The organism is Paenibacillus sp. Y916 (assembly GCF_056786435.1).
In genome coordinates, this window is the sequence record NZ_JBXCJA010000004.1 from 269,749 (window position 1) to 286,555 (window position 16,807).

The window sequence follows — 16,807 nt, forward strand, 5'->3', positions numbered from 1 at the left end:
TCCATTTAATCTTCATCTTTAAATTTAAAAGAACGAGCTATATATAGAAATGGCGTTCCGGCAGCTATGAGTACAAATTTAATAATATAGGTGGTGAAGAGAATTTCCAGCCACACTTCCCAACTATATTTCGGTATGGAGAAGGCAATGGAGCAGAATATCAATGTATCTACAAAAGAACTGATCATCGCACTTCCGTTGTTACGAATCCAGAACTGTTCAGGTTTGGGATAAAATTTGCGAATCCAACTGTATAGCCTTACATCGAGGAATTGGCTTACGAAGTATGCTGTAAGACTTCCTAGCGCCAATCTTGGCATGAGTCCGAAAATAGCCTCCAGTGGAGCTTGAGCGAAATCTCCCTCTTGCGGAGTAAAGATGAGCGCCATTTGCATAATAACTGTTGTCATCAACAGAGTGAAGAAACCGAACCACACTGCCTTTCGGGCTTCCTCATGACCATACCTTTCATTTAAAAGATCACTGGTCATATATAAACTTATATACATCGTGTTGCCCAGAGTCATAACAATTCCGAACATATCAATAGTTTTAGTAACTTGAACATTGGCAATTACCGTAGCTACACCAATCCAAGCATAAAGTCCCTTTTTGCCGAAAAGGCGATAGCACAGTAAAAAGAGCGAAAAATTTACTACAACATAAAAAATACCCCAACTTAAATTAAACATAGTTATCCCCCTAGTTTTGTTACGCGGGATAGTTACGAACCGCGGCTCCAAACGTCTTAGACGTTCAAAACACGGTTTACTTTATCACAGAAGACTGCCATTGCCAAGCCTGAAAATGAAATAAATGAATGAATAAATTCACTAATTCGCGAAATTTACTGAAAATTTCCAAAATTGTTGAAAATAACGCTATTCAATTCTCTGTTCTTTCTGTAAAATCAATAGCAACCATAGACACAATATGTAAAGGGGACGTTTCACTATGTTTGGGATTAGAAATTCTATCAGTCGTAAGTTCATGTCCGTTGTTACTATCGTATTATTCATTATTTCTTTACTATTCAGTATTAGCTTCTATCTTGTTCTAATGAATATATTTAATCATTATGTATTACCTGAGGTTGAGAACAATCTTAAGATTAGTTCCAATGATACATACAAACACTTAAATACTTCTCAGGTATTGCAAACGCAGACGGGAAATGAAGGATCTCAAACCGCACTTTCCTATTACTTCGATGAGAAAATGAACCATTTTAGCTTACATAATATTTATCTCGCTAATGTAAAGGATCATGAAGTAGTCGTCCTAGCTACAAACAGTATATCAAGCCTAGAAGTAAATCAATCAATTCCATTCCTGGAAGAAATGCAAGCCGCAGTCGACAATAAGACCGCTACTACCGAAGTATATACTAACGAATATGGAACATTCAAAACTGACTTTATAGCTATTCCTGGGAGTACAATGATTCTGGCAGTTAGCTTAGATGCGAGCTTTATCTTGGAGGAGACTCAGTTTATTATCTGGATCTGTATAGGGATAACTCTTCTTGGAATGACAGTGGGTCTAAGTATTGCTTATTTCACTAGCCGGCGTATTATCCGACCTATCATTCAGTTAGCCGCACATAGTAACCGTCTCGCACAAGGTAATCTACAGCAAGATATTATCGTTACTGGACATGACGAGGTCGCCCAACTTGCTAGCAGTTTCCAACAAATGACCCATAATCTAAAAGAAATGATCGGACATGTCCAACTAACCTCTCATGAAGTATTAGCTGGATCTAATGATTTATTAAACCTTACAGAAACTATGAAAATGATGGTCGAACGCTCCAACTCAGTCCTTCAAGAGATTGACAAGGGTAGTGAAAGCATTGCCTCAACTTCCAAAGAAAATGCCATCGCAATGGAAGAGATCACCCAAGGAATCATGCACATTGCTAATTCCTCCGGTGATGTATCCGATCAAGTAGCTGCAGCAACTAATGAAGCAGTTAGTGGTAATTTACTAGCACAACGTGCTATAGAGCAGATGCAACGGGTAGAGCAGATCTCTGTAGATTCTCTAGAATCCTTTCGTTCTATGAATGAACGTTCACAAGTGATTGGAGAAGTGGTCACCTCGATCTCCGAGATTACGAAGCAAATACAAATGCTCTCGCTTAATGCATCTATCGAGGCTGCTCGTGCTGGCGAGCATGGAAGGGGATTCGCAGTTGTAGCAGGCGAGGTTCGTAAATTATCTGAGCAATCTCGCATTGCAACTCAAGATATTGGGGAACATCTATTAACGATCCAAAAAGATACTGAAGCTTCAGTTGCTACGATGGACCATGTCCATCAAGAAGTCCGTTCAGGTAAAGAATTAGTACAAAATGCTGGGAAAGCCTTCAATCAGTTAGATATTCTCATTCACAACGTTAATCAGAGCATACAAGCCGTATCCGCAACAACACAACAAGTATCAGCAGGCACGGAGGAAGTCAGCGCATCTGTCGAAGAGACGGCATTAATCACATCAAGATCTCGAATAAGTATGAGTGAAATTGCAACTACAAGTGAGCAACAATTGAATGAAATGGAGCAGCATCGTTCGACCGTTACTACTCTCCATGAGTATGCCGTTCAGCTACAAGAGGCTATCCAACAATTCAAAATATAATTGCCCATCCATCACATTAACTTTCTCACAAAAGACGCCGTCAGGCGTCTTTTGTCTGACTAACACCCATAATGTCGTAAATCTGATTCATATCGATATGGTTGCGGACCACCTCAGCGATTCGATCGAATTCCTGTTCCTTGAGCGTACTAGAAGTAAACGTCTGACCCAAAGGTCCCAAGCCTTTATTGACACGAATACCATCCAGCCAGGACCTGCGGAATGTATCGTTATGAAATACACCATGAACCACAATCTGTGAGAACATATCTTTCATTGGCTTGATAAGGATAGGATTCATATCCGTCGTAGCTTTAACACTACAGGCTTCAGCTTGAACTCCTTGCGCACGACCGATTTCTTTCCCATCCTCCATTACGTAAGAGTTCAGAGCCATATTTTGCGACTTATAAGGGGCTGTCCGATATCCATCCTGTGTAAAAATACGACATAAAGCAGTGGTAACGACACTCTTACCTACATCTGAAGCCGTCCCCTGCAGCATCAGCACTTGTCCAAAAGCACCCTTACTCCAATCGCGAGTTTCAGATTTCACCATATTCATTCTTGCCCCTCTCACATCAGATTGTGCAACAGCACTAGCATCAGCAACGCTACGACTTCAAGAAATTCATTAAGAGCGCCATAAGTATCCCCAGTTAATCCACCTAGCGTAGCATTCAGCTTCCGTGCTAACCACATTCCAGCGATCCAAGCCGCTAGAGGAAGCATAATGAATCCAACCCATGCTGTAGTCCATGATTGGCTGTCCAAATGAAATATTGGAGCAATCGATACAGCAACTCCGGATAACATAATCGCCATTAGCAACGTCACGTATGTCTGTCCTTTATTCAACCCATTCAATTGTCCAGCCATGCCATCCTTGCCACGAGCCGTAGGCCATGAAGATATAGCATGAACTATGAACCATCGACTCCAAATCAAAGGCAGTAGAAGAAGACCTGAGTAATCAAGTCCGTCCACTAATAGTGAATAGATTAATGAGAGTTTAAGCAGCAGAAGCAGAACGCATGCTATCACACCCATCGCACCCACACGGCTATCCTTCATAATCTCCAGTATTTGTTCACGAGAACGATAACTTAATACACCATCTGCTGTATCCATCCAGCCATCCAAATGAAGTCCACCTGTAAGACCGACCCATAATATAAGGGTTAGCACGGCAGCAGGTAATGGAGGAAGCAAATAGGCGAATCCGGCTGCTCCTGCCCACACAACCAATCCAATAACAGTACCTACGAGCGGGTAGAACTTCACACTTTGACGAAATAGTGTAGGTGAATAATCCAGATTAGCTTTCACAGGAAAGCGTGATAGAAATTGAAAAGCGGCCGCAGCCGCTTGTCCCAAATTGGTCATAGTTTATACTCCCTGCTCTTTAGCTCAATAGGAATCCCTGCCGTAACCAGAAACACTTGAGCGCAGTTTCTTGATACTGCCTGATTCATGATGCCTGCTAAATCACGAAATATTCTTCCTAATGAATATTCAGGTACAATCCCACTTCCAACCTCATTCGTTACTACAATCAAATGACCTGGATATAACTGCATCTCATCAACCAGTTGCATAATTTCAGCCTTAACTTGGTCAGACATATTCTTCTCTTCCTCAATGGACAGAACAATATTAGATAACCATAGTGTAAGGCAGTCCACCAGCACGGTAGGAGCAGAGCCTTCTTCAATCAGACTATCCTCACGCCAACGACTTAGAAGCTTAACGAGCTGCAACGGTTCTTCCACCGTACGCCATGGATAATTAGCCTCATCTCTCTGCAGCTTGTGAAGAGCAATTCGCTCCCTCATCTCGTCATCAAAAGCTTGAGCAGTAGCCACATATACTGCCTCTTGTGACATAGACATGCATAACTTCTCAGCGAAGCTACTTTTTCCACTTCGTGCCCCACCTGTGACAAGTGTGATCATTTCGTCTGTTCCTTCGATTCACCGGAAACGCCCGCACTTTCGAATGTTGCCATTTCACTAACAATCCGGCAAGCTGCATCTATAAGATGTAGACATATTACGCCACCAGTACCTTCGCCGATACGTAGATCTAATTCCAATGCTGGACGGAGACCCAATTCTTGTAGTAATAATCGATGTCCTTGTTCATGCGATACATGTGACACTATCATGTATTCAGCCGAAGTCGGGCAGATAGCTTTGGCAAGTAACGCTGCTGTACTAGAGATAAAGCCATCAATAATAACTGGGCAACCATTCGCAGCTGATCCAAGAATAACACCTACTAAACCGCCTATTTCAAGTCCACCCACCTTAGCTAGAACATCAAGGGGATCAGACCGATCTGGATCATTCACTTTCAGCGCCTGCTCCACAACGCCAATCTTATGTTGTAGACGAGAATCGTCAATGCCAGTCCCTCTACCAACGGCATCTTTAACGCTAATAGTTGATAGTGCACAAGTCACTGCTGAGCTTGCCGTCGTATTCCCAATGCCCATCTCACCCGTTATAAATAATTGTACGCCACGTTTAATAGCATCTTCGACAACTTCAACACCAACAAGGATCGATTGGATCGCTTCCTCGTAAGTCATTGCTGGGCCTTGCGCCATATTTGCTGTACCGTACCTGATTTTCCGCGATAGTAGATTAGGATGGGATAACTCACTATTCACTCCGATATCTACGCATACAACTTCTGCATCTGCTTGTCGTGCAAGGACGTTAACAGCTGCACCCCCTGCTAAGAAATTATGAATCATTTGTGGAGTCACTTCCTGCGGGAAGGCACTTACGCCCTCTTCACATACTCCATGGTCCCCAGCCATAACAATAACTTCCCTACGAGCAAAAGATGGCTTTATTTCCCCGGTAATACCAGCGAGTTGTATCGCCATAGCTTCCAATTTACCGAGACTACCAGGTGGTACCGTCAAATTACTTATATGTAATTTGGCTGCCTGCATCGCAGCCTGATCAAGCTCAGGGATCTCTCCAATACGATTCATAAGTTCCATCATTCTCTTATTCATTCTTCATCTCTCCTCTGATATCAGTTGTTACTATGATTGATTCAATAACGAGACAGTAGGATCTGCGGGACAGCGCTAACTGGATGCTGAACAACTGCTGGATCGACGCCATAGACTTGTCGGATATTATCTTCCGTTAGTATTTCAGCTGGCGTCCCCATCCCAACGACTTGTCCTTCTTGTAACACTAACAGTTTATCACAGAATTGAGCAGCTAAATTTAAATCATGGAGTACTGAAATAACGGTAATCCCTGTTTCTTTACGCCAAGTAGCTACCATCTCCATGAACTGAAGCTGATAGTAAATATCCAAATACGTTGTCGGTTCATCTAGCAATAGAATATGAGGCTCCTGTGCCATCACTTTACCCAACGCAACGCGTTGTCTCTGTCCACCACTGAGTTCATCCAGTGGCCGATCACCCAGATCACTAAGCTGTAATCTTGTCATGATATCATCAATAATAGCTGTAGCATTATTACTCACATCTCGTCCGAGCCAGTCCTGAAATGGATATCTACCCATCTCTATAATATCTCGAACCGGATAATGAATGGCGGGCAGACCATCTTGCTGAAGGACAGCTAGCATCTGGGATAGCTCACGTCGGCTATAGCTTGAGACATGACGTCCCTGAATCGTAAGCTTCCCACTGCTAATCTGGTCCACTCCAGATATTAATTGGAGGAGTGTTGATTTACCACTTCCATTAGGACCAATGATTCCCCACCACTCACCTTCTTGTATCGACCAATCCACATCTCGAAGTGCGGAGATTTCAGCATAACGCTTGGATACCTTTGTCACCTCAATCATATCATACCTCCGTTCCTATGCTTCTTATTACGATACAACAGATACGCAAAGAACGGAGCACCAATGAATGCTGTAACGACTCCAAGCGGAATCTCCGTAGGCGCGAGAATAGAACGGGCAACGGTATCACACCACATCGTGAATATCCCACCTCCAAGCGCAGATAATGGAATGATGAGTCGATAATCAGGTCCCGTAATTAATCTAATAATGTGCGGTATAACAAGTCCTACAAATCCAATTACACCTGATACCGATACAGCCGCAGCCGTAAGCAAAGTGGATACGATCAATGTTCTTAGCTTAAGCCTCTCTACATTCAGACCCATATGTGCTGCTTGACGCTCACCAAGTGCCATTAAATTTAGAGACCGTGCACTACCCCATATCACAGCAAGTCCAACTAATACGTATGGCATCAACATAAGTGTATATGACCAGCCACGGAAGCTGAGTCCTCCCATCGTCCAGAACATGATTTCATTAATCGTCTGCTTCGACATCACAGTTAAGAAGGATACGATTGCACCTAGAAATGATTGCATAACAACACCTGACAAAATCAGACTATTCGTCGGAATCTTACCTCCATCACGCGCTAAAGATAGAACTCCCCATAAGGTTAATATTCCGGTTAGGAAAGCAACCAAAGGGAGAGTCCATACACCTACAAGCGAATACTGCAATCCGAAAAAGATAATAACAGCTGCACCGACTGAAGCCCCAGAAGATACCCCAAGTGTGTATGGGTCAGCAAGAGGATTTCGCAGCACCCCTTGAAATCCAGAACCGGCAACTGCAAGAGCTGCACCGACAAGCATCCCTAGTATAATTCTAGGCAATCTCACTTTCAGCAGTATCTGTTCATGTGCAGAACTCCATGTTGGAGTGATTGCATCACCTACCCAAGGAAATCGGTGTAATAGAATTCCTATGATATCCTTGATCGGAAGCTCCACAGCCCCTATTCCTAGGCAGAGCAGGAAGCTCACGATAAGCAATATTATCCCAAGTCCTCCGTACCCAGCCAACTTTTTACTCATGGCTGCACTAGTTCAGGATATATCATTTTGGAAATTTGCTTGAGACCTTCAGTTACTCTTGGTCCTGGACGACTAATCAAGTTATCATCTAATGCATGAATATCATCATTTTTAACTGCCGTAATTTGATCCCAGCCACTGCGAGCTTTAATAATCTCGTCTAACGTTTTCTGTGTGTTCTCTTCAATCACATTCTTCGAATACAGAATGACGTCTGGGTTATCATTAATAATCTTTTCCTCACTAATTTCACTCCAACCCGTTGTATCAGCAGCGACGTTAACTCCGCCAGCTAGGGCGATTAACTCGTCCATAAACTCGCCACTACCTACCGTCCAACCTATAGAGAACTCGATATACACTTTCTTCTTCTGATCAGGGGTTAGTGATTTAACAGCTTCCGTCACTTCATCTCGCTCTTGCTTCATTTCATCTGTAACAGCCTTCGCTTCGGCTTGATGATCTGTAATCTGACCATACAATTCAATATTTGTGATAACATCATCTATTGATTTCGGATTGGTCTTGAAAATCGCAATTCCTAGAGCACGTAGCTTCTCAGTAGCTTCCGCACTCATAGAAATACCCGTAAGTACAAGATCTGGTTGCGCTGCTATAATCGCTTCTTCATTTGGATTGTACAGACCACCCATTTTAGGCTTAGTTGTTACGGCCGCTGGATAATCATCATAATCCGATACACCAACAACTTGATCATCTAATCCTAGCGCGAACAATGCTTCTGTCTCCGCTGGTGAGAGGGATACAATCTGCTTCGGAGCTTCTGTAAATGTAAATGTCTCACCTGTCGCATCCGTTACGGTTAGTGGATACTCCGTTGTCAGCTCATTAACTTGTTCTGCTGGTGGTGTGGCTTGTTCCGTTGGTGCTGGCGTAGGTTCGGATCCTTGCGCTGGTTCGTTATTATTACCACAAGCGGCAAGTGATAGTGCTAGCATCATTGCTAAGGCACCCGTAGTCCAATTCTTCCAAATCTGCTTCATTGTTCATTATCTCCCCTATTATCTATTGTACATACATGAGATGCTAGCCTTGTAATTTCAATGAATTCTCTCCGATAAAGGACATAAACATAGCAAAAAATCCTGATCCTCTATTGCTAGAAAGAATCAGGGATTACGTCTGTACAAACATCACATATTACTAATACGATATATGTATGCCAAGTGTTATAAGCCCGCAATAATACATCACAAGCACTTACACAAGCCAAACGTAATCCTTTCCTCGAAGGATCGCCGTACTTATTCTCACAAGGCAGGTCTCCTGACTCACAGGTTAACTAATAATCTCACCTTCCCATTCTGCTTATAGCAGTACAGTGGTATATGGAGAATATCCCTGATTCACAGTGGCGGGACCGTGTCGGATTTACACCGACTTCCCTTTTAACTAGAGTTAAAAGCTATTACTTCAGCTTCTAAGTTCCTAGACCTCATAAGTTTATAATATTCATTTAAATACAGATCTTGCTTCTCTATTCAAAATTATAGATCAAAAAGAGATACCTTACAAACCAAATGTTAATAATTCCTTATAGTTCGAGTTCAAAAAGTAAGCCCTTTGGACTTCCTCTAATCATAGGGCTACTTTAAGCGTCCTACCCATTGCCCCTCACGTATCGTAAGCTGCAGCGTTAACAAGCTTCCCGGATCAACCGAGATATCCCAGAACATCAAGTCAGGAATCGTCATCGTCGCGAGTTGTCTTATGACCCCTCCATGTGTAACCAGCAACATAGAATCAACGGAGTTATCATCTCCCTCCAAAACACACGCTAGACTATCCATGAAGTTCACCAGCCTCTGCTGAAAGTGTCCCCAAGATTCCCCCCTTGGAGGAGTCACTGTTTGAGGATTGTCCAGCCATTCTCGATACAACCTAGAATGCTTCAACTGATCGTAGGTCTGCCCCTCCCAATCTCCAAAATCCATCTCTCGCAAACGATGATCAAAGACTACCTGATCAGGTGATGTAGGATAGATCAAATCTAACGTTTCCCTACATCTCTTCAGATCACTGCAGAATACCTTTCGGAATATCCTTCCTTCAAGGGCTTCTTTCACTAATAAAAGCTCTGTCTGTGACTCTTCGAGTATTCCTATATCCGTATGTCCCAAATAACGTCGATCCTTATTCCACTGCGTTCTGCCATGTCGAATACATACCAATTCTAATTCCATAATGTTCCACCTAAACCCCGTATAGCAAGTGCACATAACATGAGGAATAACAACGATGCGACTAGCATCAAACGTATAGTTGACTGAATATCCCTCTTCACCATTGGACGTGAGAATTCCCCCATATAGGCACGAAAAGACACGACACCATTATACGTATTCTCACCTCCTAGCCGAACACCAAGAGCTCCAGCTACGGCTGATTCAGGGAATCCACTGTTCGGACTCGGATGGAGACGAGCATCATGTCTTACGGTATGATAAGACCTTTTATAATCTAGACGCATAACCCAACTACTAACGACCAGTAATGCACCTGTTATACGAGCTGGAATGAAATTAGCGACATCATCCAATCGGGCAGAGGCCCATCCTATGTTAATATATTTATCATTCTTGTAACCAACCATCGAATCTAAGGTATTTACAGCTCGATAAGCCATCGCCAGTGGTGCTCCTCCAATAAGTGCATAGAACAACGGCGACACAATAGCATCAACAATATTCTCCGCAACGGTCTCTACCGTTCCACGGACAATTTCAGGCTCATCCAAATGATCTGTATCACGTCCAACAATCATTCCAAGTGATCTACGAGCAGCAGGTAAGTCACCACAATTAAGATGATCATGCACCTCCATCCCCGCATCCTTAAGCCCTTTCGTAGCAATCGTCGTAGCAATTAATACGATCTCAACACCAACGGCAAGCCATGGATGAATCATATATAGACCTCTCAACAATGCCCACGTTATAAGCAGTGCACCTCCTACAACAATAGTTGGAAGTAGAATTCCATATTTTTTTAACTTGATCGGATCTGACACATGACTACGAATATTCCTCTCTATCCGTTTGATACAATTCCCCATGCCGATCACAGGGTGAGGTAGCCAGCGCGGATCTCCAATGATCAGATCCAATAGGTAGGCAGCCCATAGAATGAATATGGCCAATTCCATCATACTCGCTTCACTCCCGCAACTCTTAAACCCTCTTGCACTGTAGCATAAACTAGTCGTCCAATTGCAGCTCCTAGTTCAGTAGCTGTTCCACAGTATCGATGTTCAATAGTATGGATAGGAGATTGACTGACACCAAGAACAATAGAATCCGTCGTAGTTCCCGTAGCAATCAATCCATTCTCTGCATCCCGAATACCCAGATCCGATAGAGCAGCAGTCTTTGCCTCTACAGCTGTCATAATAGCATTTACCATCGCTGCTTGCGTCAGCTTCGCGTCAATCATGAGCATAATATTGATCGTTCCGGGTTGATAGGCTGGGAACGTAGTTCGCTCAGATCCAGCACGTGCACCGTTCGATACTCCCGCTGTTGTACAGCAGAACAAGGATCCGTCTTTACCGTCCTCTTCCAGAACTGCAGCATGTTCCAATCGAACAGCTGTCAACAATCCTGCTGTAGTTTGCTGTGGGTAGCCCCAATCCTTGAATAATTGCTCTATATCACGTTCTGGATCAGCACAGTTATAGAACCGATCTACATAAATATTAGCTATTCGATCGATTTTCCCTGTTCCTCCCCCATATATTGCACTACTAAGGCTATCCACAGGGCTTGGGCATTGGAGTAACAAATGACGTTCTTGTCGGGTAAGTGTTAGACCTGGCCAAACGATAGAGGAATACACGTTATTTTCATCATTGATAAAAGGTGTTGTTGTTGTCATCATCATCATTATTCTCCTATTCTTATACTATACTCTCCATCACATTCTGTATCTCGACCAGAAATAACCGATTAGCTTCCGCGCCTTTGACGGCGATTCGAATATATTCATCCCCCAGCCCAGGATACATCGCACAGCTTCGAATTAATATTCCTCGCAGACCAAGTTCACGTTGCATATCTATCGCATGCCATGGTTCCGGAAGCTCCACCAATAGAAAGTTCGCTTCGCTTGGACTGACATTACACCCCAGCCTGGTAAGCCCTTGGGTAAGGACTATTCGCTCATTGGATATTAATTCTAACGTACTACGCTCGAATTCCTCACCACTTTCCAACGCTGCTTCACCCGCTAACAGAGCTAGTCCATTTACACTCCACGTCACCTGCTTACTCTTCATAGCTTGGATGACATCCGGATGTGCCAATGTATATCCCAATCGCAAACCTGGAATCGCATAGAACTTCGTCATGGACCGTACCAGTAACATACGAGGATACTTTGTAAGTTCCGATAACAAAGATGCTTGCTGTCGTTGCGGAATGAAATCTATGAAGGCTTCATCTACGACCAGATAGGTGTTGAATTTCTCAGCAGTTTCGGCTAATATCCTCAGCTCCTCAAGCGTATATTGCACGCCATTCGGGTTGTTAGGCTGACCAATGAATAGCAAATCTACTTGCTGTATCAACTGTCCTATGTCTTCACATGTTGCCTTCCAATCATTATCTTGTCTACCAAATACCGAGATTACTTCCGTATTGAATTGTTCTGACAATTGCCTATATTCAGAGAAACATGGTTCGATAATACCGACCTTCTGTGGATGAAGTCCTAGTAAAATAAGCGACATACATTCAGCTGCACCATTTCCAACACAAATATTATCTTCACCAACACTTAGCTTGCGTCCAAGAATAGTTTTAAATCTTCTATGACCTGGGTCAGGATAACGAATAATTGACGATAATGCTCCCTCCAATTGCTTTAGCACTTGCTGAGGTGGGCCCAACGGATTAATATTAGCGCTAAAATCGAGGAATATTCCCTCATCTTGTCCATAAGCCTGTGCGGCACTTTCTAAATCTCCTCCATGACCGTAACGTTCTAGCATCCTAATTACCCCTCTGTCTTTAAATTGCCTAGGTATAGTTCCATTGTTGCTTAGGCTCTTCTATTGCGTCAATCCATCGTCCTTTGTTTCTATCTCATATTTAGTTTACAATTATACAAGATTCAACAATCATTACATACCTTTAAATAATGAAGGAGTAGAGTAAACTATGCTATTCATCGATAACCAAGGAATTCATGATCCTGCTATTAACTTAGCCATAGAAGAGTACGCTTTAAGACATCTTTCAATGGACGAGAGCTATTTGCTTTTCTATATTAATCAACCATCTATTATTATTGGTAAACATCAGAACACGATTGAAGAGATTAATCAGGAGTATTGCAAGGAGAACAATGTTCAAATCGTCCGTCGTCTTTCCGGCGGTGGTGCAGTATATCATGATCTTGGTAACCTTAATTTCAGCTTTATTACGAAAGATGATGGCCAATCATTCCATAATTTCTTGAAATTCACCCAACCTGTTATTGATGCTCTTCAAAAAATGGGAATAAACGCTGAGCTCACAGGGCGCAACGACATACAGGTTGGAGAACAGAAAATATCTGGTAACGCCCAATTCTCAACTCGTGGTCGGATGTTCAGTCACGGTACGTTGATGTTTAACCTGAACTTGGATAACGTTCAAGCTTCTCTCAACGTAAATCCAGAGAAATTCAAATCCAAGAGTACCAAATCCGTACGTAGTCGCGTAGCCAACATCAGTGATCTTATGGAAACCACTATGACGATCGAAGAATTCCGTGCTGAGCTACTTCGTTCGATATTCGGAATGGATGCGCAGGATGTACCCCAATACCACCTAAAAGAAGAAGATTGGGAGCAGATCAATCGAATTTCCAAGGAACATTATCAGAACTGGGATTGGAACTACGGTATATCACCTGAATCGAACGTGAAACATTCGAAGAAGTTCCCTGTCGGTATCATTGATCTGCGCATGGACATTAACGAAGGTAGAATTCGGAACATTAAGATTTATGGCGATTTCTTCGGCGTTGGTGATGTGACTGATATTGAGGATATATTACGGGGTAAAAGATACGATGAAGCGGAAGTGCGTGAAGCTTTATCTGATCTTGATATAAAGCATTACTTCGGTAATCTTGAAATGAACGATTTTGTTGGGCTTGTATTTCTGGAGGAGTAACAGTATTACATGTACACGAGAAGAAACCATATGACTTCACTAGTGTTGAGTAAATATTTTTGTGCGATGGCGGATTGTCCTTCAAAAGGCAATGTCGCCACCTTCACTACTATTGCCATTATCTTAAATATAGATATCTCACATGCTAGAAATAAACAACATGCAAAGAAACCACCGGATCTAGATAGACTCGCTAACTAATCTCGGTGGTTTCCTATATCTTATTTATATTTGCGCCAATCTTGTTTACTATTCTCGAACAAGTGTTCAAAATTGTTATCCAATTTCTTTTGCTCTTGCTTGCGTGCTTCTATCTTCTGCAGCTCTTGTTCTTCCTTCTTCTTCTTTTCCTCCGCTTTCATCGCATCCGCTTGAGACTTTAATTGCTCAAGTATTTCACCACTTAGTAAGTCCTTCAACGTAGTTGGTGTATAGTCAGAAGTTGGCTTGGGAGCTGGTGTAGATTGTTTTTTCTTAGCCATAGAATCATCTCCATTTCCAACTACATTATAGCAGTTTTTGATTACTCATTCTATGCTTTCACTTGATATAGTTCCTTAATCACTCTTTCGATGGGTAAGGCATTAATTGACATATCATGAATCGTATAGCGATCATTGACAATTCGAATGAACTCCTTAAGCTCTAGTTGTTCTGTATCTAGTTCAAGCTCAGCCTCGACTTCAGATACTTGCTTCAGAATTTTCACACCTTCAATTCCACTCCAATCTGCCTGTACTTCTGTCGTTAAGGTTACTGTCTTCTTAGCTCCAAGAAAGTTCCGTAGAACTCCCATTGAATCATCAAATACGATTTCCCCATGGTTGATCACAATAACCCGCTTCGCAAGCTTCTCTACATCTTCGAGATCATGGGTAGTCAGAATAAAAGTAACCCCCATTGCGTTCATTTCCTGAATAAAACTACGAATTTTCTCTTTAGCGATCACATCTAAGCCTATCGTCGGTTCATCTAGAAATACAACCTTCGGGCGGTGAAGCATCGCCATAATGAACTCGCATTTCATTCTCTCCCCCAGTGACAATTGACGTGTAGGTTTGCGCATCACTTCACTAACATCCAGCAGCTCCACTAGCTGATTCAGTGTTTCCTGAAAGGGTTCATCATCCAGCGCATAGATAGCTTTATTCATGTAAAATGCATCGATTGGGGGAATGTCCCATAGTAATTGCGACTTTTGCCCGAATACAGCACCAATATTCCGAACATATTTCTTCCTCTGCTTCCAAGGGGTGTACCCGAGAATCTTAACGTCCCCGGATGTCGGATGCAGAACACCTGTAAGCATCTTTAACGTCGTTGATTTCCCAGCTCCATTCGGACCAAGAAATCCCACAATTTCTCCAGCTTCCATCTCAAACGATAGACCTTTAACTGCTTGTACCTCTATGGGTTTACGTTTGAATAGACTCGCTAGGGTCTCCTTGAATGAAGCCCCGCGTTCATAGGTTGTATAATTCTTCTTTAATTGCCGTACTTGTATAATCAAGCTCTAGCCCCCCGCACTTGTATAGTTCTTCAACATATGATGCCAGAATGCTAGACCAGCCCCAAGAAATAATATACACATCCATGCAGCGATCCAAGTTCCCTCCGCAGGTCTTCCCAGGAGTGCTGCAGCTGGCAGGAATCCAATCATCGTGATCGGTATGACGTACGTCAGTATATTCTGAAAGGCTTTGGAGAAGATGGTTCCCGGATATAATCCGAACATCGAGACCGAATCAAAGATATCGTACACCCTACTACTCCCTACCCATTTAAACAACAGCCCTGATAGAATTAAGGAGACTGCAAACAGGACAAGCTGTCCACATAGAAACAATACGCCGAACTGAATCCACTCCAACCCATCAGGAAACGGTAAGCCAGATAACGCCCATGCCGTCAATACACCTCCACTAATCAACCTACCGAAATCATCAATATCAAAAGAACTGGTCATCGTAAGGAATAGAACCGGTCGTGGTTTAAGCAGAAATACATCATACGACCCCTCCCTCACATGATGAAGAGTCGTCGACACCATTCCGAAGAAGAATGGAAAGGCGATACCTTTCGCCAGAGTGAATATTCCTTGGATAAGAATAACCTCATGCAGTGTCCATCCAGGAAAAGAAGCACCTGAACGGTACACAAGTAACGTAATCAATGGGACCATTAAATCTCCAATCAGCATCATAAATACACTGATAAAGAAATCACCACGATATGCCATTCGTTCGGCAAGCTTCGTCCTCATCACCGCCACATAACAAGCAAATGCCGAACTCATACACCCACCCCCGTGAACTTCCGTAGCCCAAGATGAATGAGAACACTAGATATTCCCCACATCAGCAATACCGCTACTGCTTGCAAACCAACAATTTGCGGAATAGATAAGGTCATTCCAGCTAATTCATAGCTTCCAACGAAGACACGAACCGGAACATATTGCATGAATTGAAATGGAAGAAATATGAGCACTTTTTGCACAATCTCAGGAAAGAAGGTAAGCGGTACCAATACACCCGCCGTCACATCTCGTACAAGTAGAAACATGCGCCTTATTCCATCCGCATTCGTCAGCCAAAAGGCCGTCAAACCAATACAATAGTTCACTAGAAAGGTCATGATAAATCCAAGAATAACAGAGATAATAGCCCACAACGGCTGAGCGGGAATTAAATCAATATCTAGAATAAAGAAATAGATTAAGGACACTGGCAGGAATTCCATCCAAAATCCTAAGGAGCGATGACCTATCTTTTGAGAAAAGGCAAAGAAAATATGAGATACCGGTCTCAGTATAAAGGTGACATACTTCCCTGTCCGAATAAGCATCTGTAAATTCCAATCCGCAAAATCAAAAGTAAGATAGTTAATACATGACATAACTCCGTAATACACTAACATTTGCTCCAAGGTAAATCCGTTCAGTGTCTCTCTCGTCGAGAAGATGGACTGCCAGATGAAGTATTGAACTAAGAAATAAATAGGTCCGATGAGGATAGACACTGCCATATGGGAGCGGAAGGCTGCCCACTCTTTGTAGGTAGCCCATCCTACTGCCCGGATCATAGATAAAGA

Annotated in this window: 19 protein-coding genes and 2 riboswitches; of the genes, 3 read left to right on the top strand and 16 right to left on the bottom strand. The window is 42.7% G+C overall.

Annotated features, from left to right (window positions below):
* Window positions 1–5 precede the first annotated feature (5 nt).
* Window positions 6–692, bottom strand: a complete 687-nt coding sequence (locus AC1TO9_RS11995) for a queuosine precursor transporter (protein WP_482059272.1) — start codon at window positions 690–692, stop codon at window positions 6–8.
* A gap of 4 nt (window positions 693–696) precedes the next feature.
* A riboswitch (PreQ1 riboswitch) is annotated at window positions 697–741 on the bottom strand.
* Window positions 742–954: 213 nt separating this feature from the next.
* On the opposite strand from AC1TO9_RS11995, the gene AC1TO9_RS12000 reads away from it, so the two are divergent.
* Window positions 955–2,643 (top strand): methyl-accepting chemotaxis protein, encoded by a 1,689-nt coding sequence (locus AC1TO9_RS12000; RefSeq protein WP_482055409.1) that lies wholly within the window; start codon window positions 955–957, stop codon window positions 2,641–2,643.
* A gap of 40 nt (window positions 2,644–2,683) precedes the next feature.
* On the opposite strand, the gene AC1TO9_RS12005 is transcribed toward AC1TO9_RS12000, so the two are convergent.
* The 11 genes from AC1TO9_RS12005 to cobD form a co-directional block, all read right to left on the bottom strand.
* On the bottom strand, window positions 2,684–3,148 hold the full coding sequence (locus AC1TO9_RS12005) for a nucleotide-binding protein (protein ID WP_482059340.1): 465 nt from the start codon (window positions 3,146–3,148) through the stop codon (window positions 2,684–2,686).
* 71 nt (window positions 3,149–3,219) lie between these two features.
* Window positions 3,220–4,029: an adenosylcobinamide-GDP ribazoletransferase gene (gene cobS / locus AC1TO9_RS12010; protein WP_482055408.1), complete on the bottom strand. Its 810-nt coding sequence runs from the start codon at window positions 4,027–4,029 to the stop codon at window positions 3,220–3,222.
* The gene (gene cobU / locus AC1TO9_RS12015; protein ID WP_482059273.1) at window positions 4,026–4,598 is read right to left on the bottom strand and encodes a bifunctional adenosylcobinamide kinase/adenosylcobinamide-phosphate guanylyltransferase; all 573 of its coding nucleotides are present in this window, start codon (window positions 4,596–4,598) and stop codon (window positions 4,026–4,028) included. The genes cobS and cobU overlap by 4 nt, the downstream gene beginning before the upstream one ends.
* The gene (gene cobT, locus AC1TO9_RS12020) at window positions 4,595–5,674 is read right to left on the bottom strand and encodes a nicotinate-nucleotide--dimethylbenzimidazole phosphoribosyltransferase (protein WP_482059274.1); all 1,080 of its coding nucleotides are present in this window, start codon (window positions 5,672–5,674) and stop codon (window positions 4,595–4,597) included. The genes cobU and cobT overlap by 4 nt, the downstream gene beginning before the upstream one ends.
* Window positions 5,675–5,715: 41 nt before the next feature.
* The gene (locus AC1TO9_RS12025; RefSeq protein WP_482055405.1) at window positions 5,716–6,492 is read right to left on the bottom strand and encodes an ABC transporter ATP-binding protein; all 777 of its coding nucleotides are present in this window, start codon (window positions 6,490–6,492) and stop codon (window positions 5,716–5,718) included.
* A complete protein-coding gene (locus AC1TO9_RS12030) occupies window positions 6,489–7,535 on the bottom strand; it encodes a FecCD family ABC transporter permease (RefSeq protein WP_482055404.1) in 1,047 nt (348 codons plus the stop codon). Before AC1TO9_RS12030 ends, AC1TO9_RS12025 begins: the two co-directional genes overlap by 4 nt.
* Entirely contained in the window at window positions 7,532–8,539 is a 1,008-nt protein-coding gene (locus AC1TO9_RS12035; RefSeq protein ID WP_482059275.1) for an ABC transporter substrate-binding protein, read from the bottom strand. Before AC1TO9_RS12035 ends, AC1TO9_RS12030 begins: the two co-directional genes overlap by 4 nt.
* Before the next feature lie 256 nt (window positions 8,540–8,795).
* A riboswitch (cobalamin riboswitch) is annotated at window positions 8,796–9,009 on the bottom strand.
* A 133-nt stretch (window positions 9,010–9,142) separates the two neighbouring features.
* Window positions 9,143–9,739 carry a histidine phosphatase family protein gene (locus AC1TO9_RS12040; protein ID WP_482055402.1) on the bottom strand — a complete coding sequence of 199 codons (597 nt, stop codon included), beginning with the start codon at window positions 9,737–9,739 and terminating at the stop codon, window positions 9,143–9,145.
* On the bottom strand, window positions 9,730–10,701 hold the full coding sequence (gene cbiB / locus AC1TO9_RS12045) for an adenosylcobinamide-phosphate synthase CbiB (RefSeq protein WP_482059341.1): 972 nt from the start codon (window positions 10,699–10,701) through the stop codon (window positions 9,730–9,732). The genes AC1TO9_RS12040 and cbiB overlap by 10 nt, the downstream gene beginning before the upstream one ends.
* On the bottom strand, window positions 10,701–11,432 hold the full coding sequence (locus AC1TO9_RS12050) for an adenosylcobinamide amidohydrolase (RefSeq protein WP_482059276.1): 732 nt from the start codon (window positions 11,430–11,432) through the stop codon (window positions 10,701–10,703). The genes cbiB and AC1TO9_RS12050 overlap by 1 nt, the downstream gene beginning before the upstream one ends.
* A gap of 19 nt (window positions 11,433–11,451) precedes the next feature.
* Entirely contained in the window at window positions 11,452–12,543 is a 1,092-nt protein-coding gene (gene cobD / locus AC1TO9_RS12055; RefSeq protein WP_482059277.1) for a threonine-phosphate decarboxylase CobD, read from the bottom strand.
* A gap of 169 nt (window positions 12,544–12,712) precedes the next feature.
* On the opposite strand from cobD, the gene lplA reads away from it, so the two are divergent.
* Window positions 12,713–13,714 carry a lipoate--protein ligase gene (gene lplA, locus AC1TO9_RS12060; RefSeq protein ID WP_482055399.1) on the top strand — a complete coding sequence of 334 codons (1,002 nt, stop codon included), beginning with the start codon at window positions 12,713–12,715 and terminating at the stop codon, window positions 13,712–13,714.
* A gap of 9 nt (window positions 13,715–13,723) precedes the next feature.
* A complete protein-coding gene (locus tag AC1TO9_RS12065; protein ID WP_482055398.1) occupies window positions 13,724–13,915 on the top strand; it encodes a hypothetical protein in 192 nt (63 codons plus the stop codon).
* Between the two features lie 20 nt (window positions 13,916–13,935).
* On the opposite strand, the gene AC1TO9_RS12070 is transcribed toward AC1TO9_RS12065, so the two are convergent.
* Genes AC1TO9_RS12070 through AC1TO9_RS12085 form a run of 4 tightly spaced genes read right to left on the bottom strand, consistent with a single transcriptional unit; the run spans window position 13,936 to window position 16,798 of the window.
* A complete protein-coding gene (locus AC1TO9_RS12070; protein WP_482055397.1) occupies window positions 13,936–14,196 on the bottom strand; it encodes a YqkE family protein in 261 nt (86 codons plus the stop codon).
* A gap of 50 nt (window positions 14,197–14,246) precedes the next feature.
* Window positions 14,247–15,224, bottom strand: coding sequence for an ABC transporter ATP-binding protein (locus AC1TO9_RS12075; protein WP_482055396.1), 978 nt, complete (start codon window positions 15,222–15,224; stop codon window positions 14,247–14,249).
* A 3-nt stretch (window positions 15,225–15,227) separates the two neighbouring features.
* Window positions 15,228–16,010 carry an ABC transporter permease gene (locus AC1TO9_RS12080; protein ID WP_482055395.1) on the bottom strand — a complete coding sequence of 261 codons (783 nt, stop codon included), beginning with the start codon at window positions 16,008–16,010 and terminating at the stop codon, window positions 15,228–15,230.
* Window positions 16,007–16,798, bottom strand: a complete 792-nt coding sequence (locus tag AC1TO9_RS12085) for an ABC transporter permease (RefSeq protein WP_482055394.1) — start codon at window positions 16,796–16,798, stop codon at window positions 16,007–16,009. Before AC1TO9_RS12085 ends, AC1TO9_RS12080 begins: the two co-directional genes overlap by 4 nt.
* Window positions 16,799–16,807 lie beyond the last annotated feature (9 nt).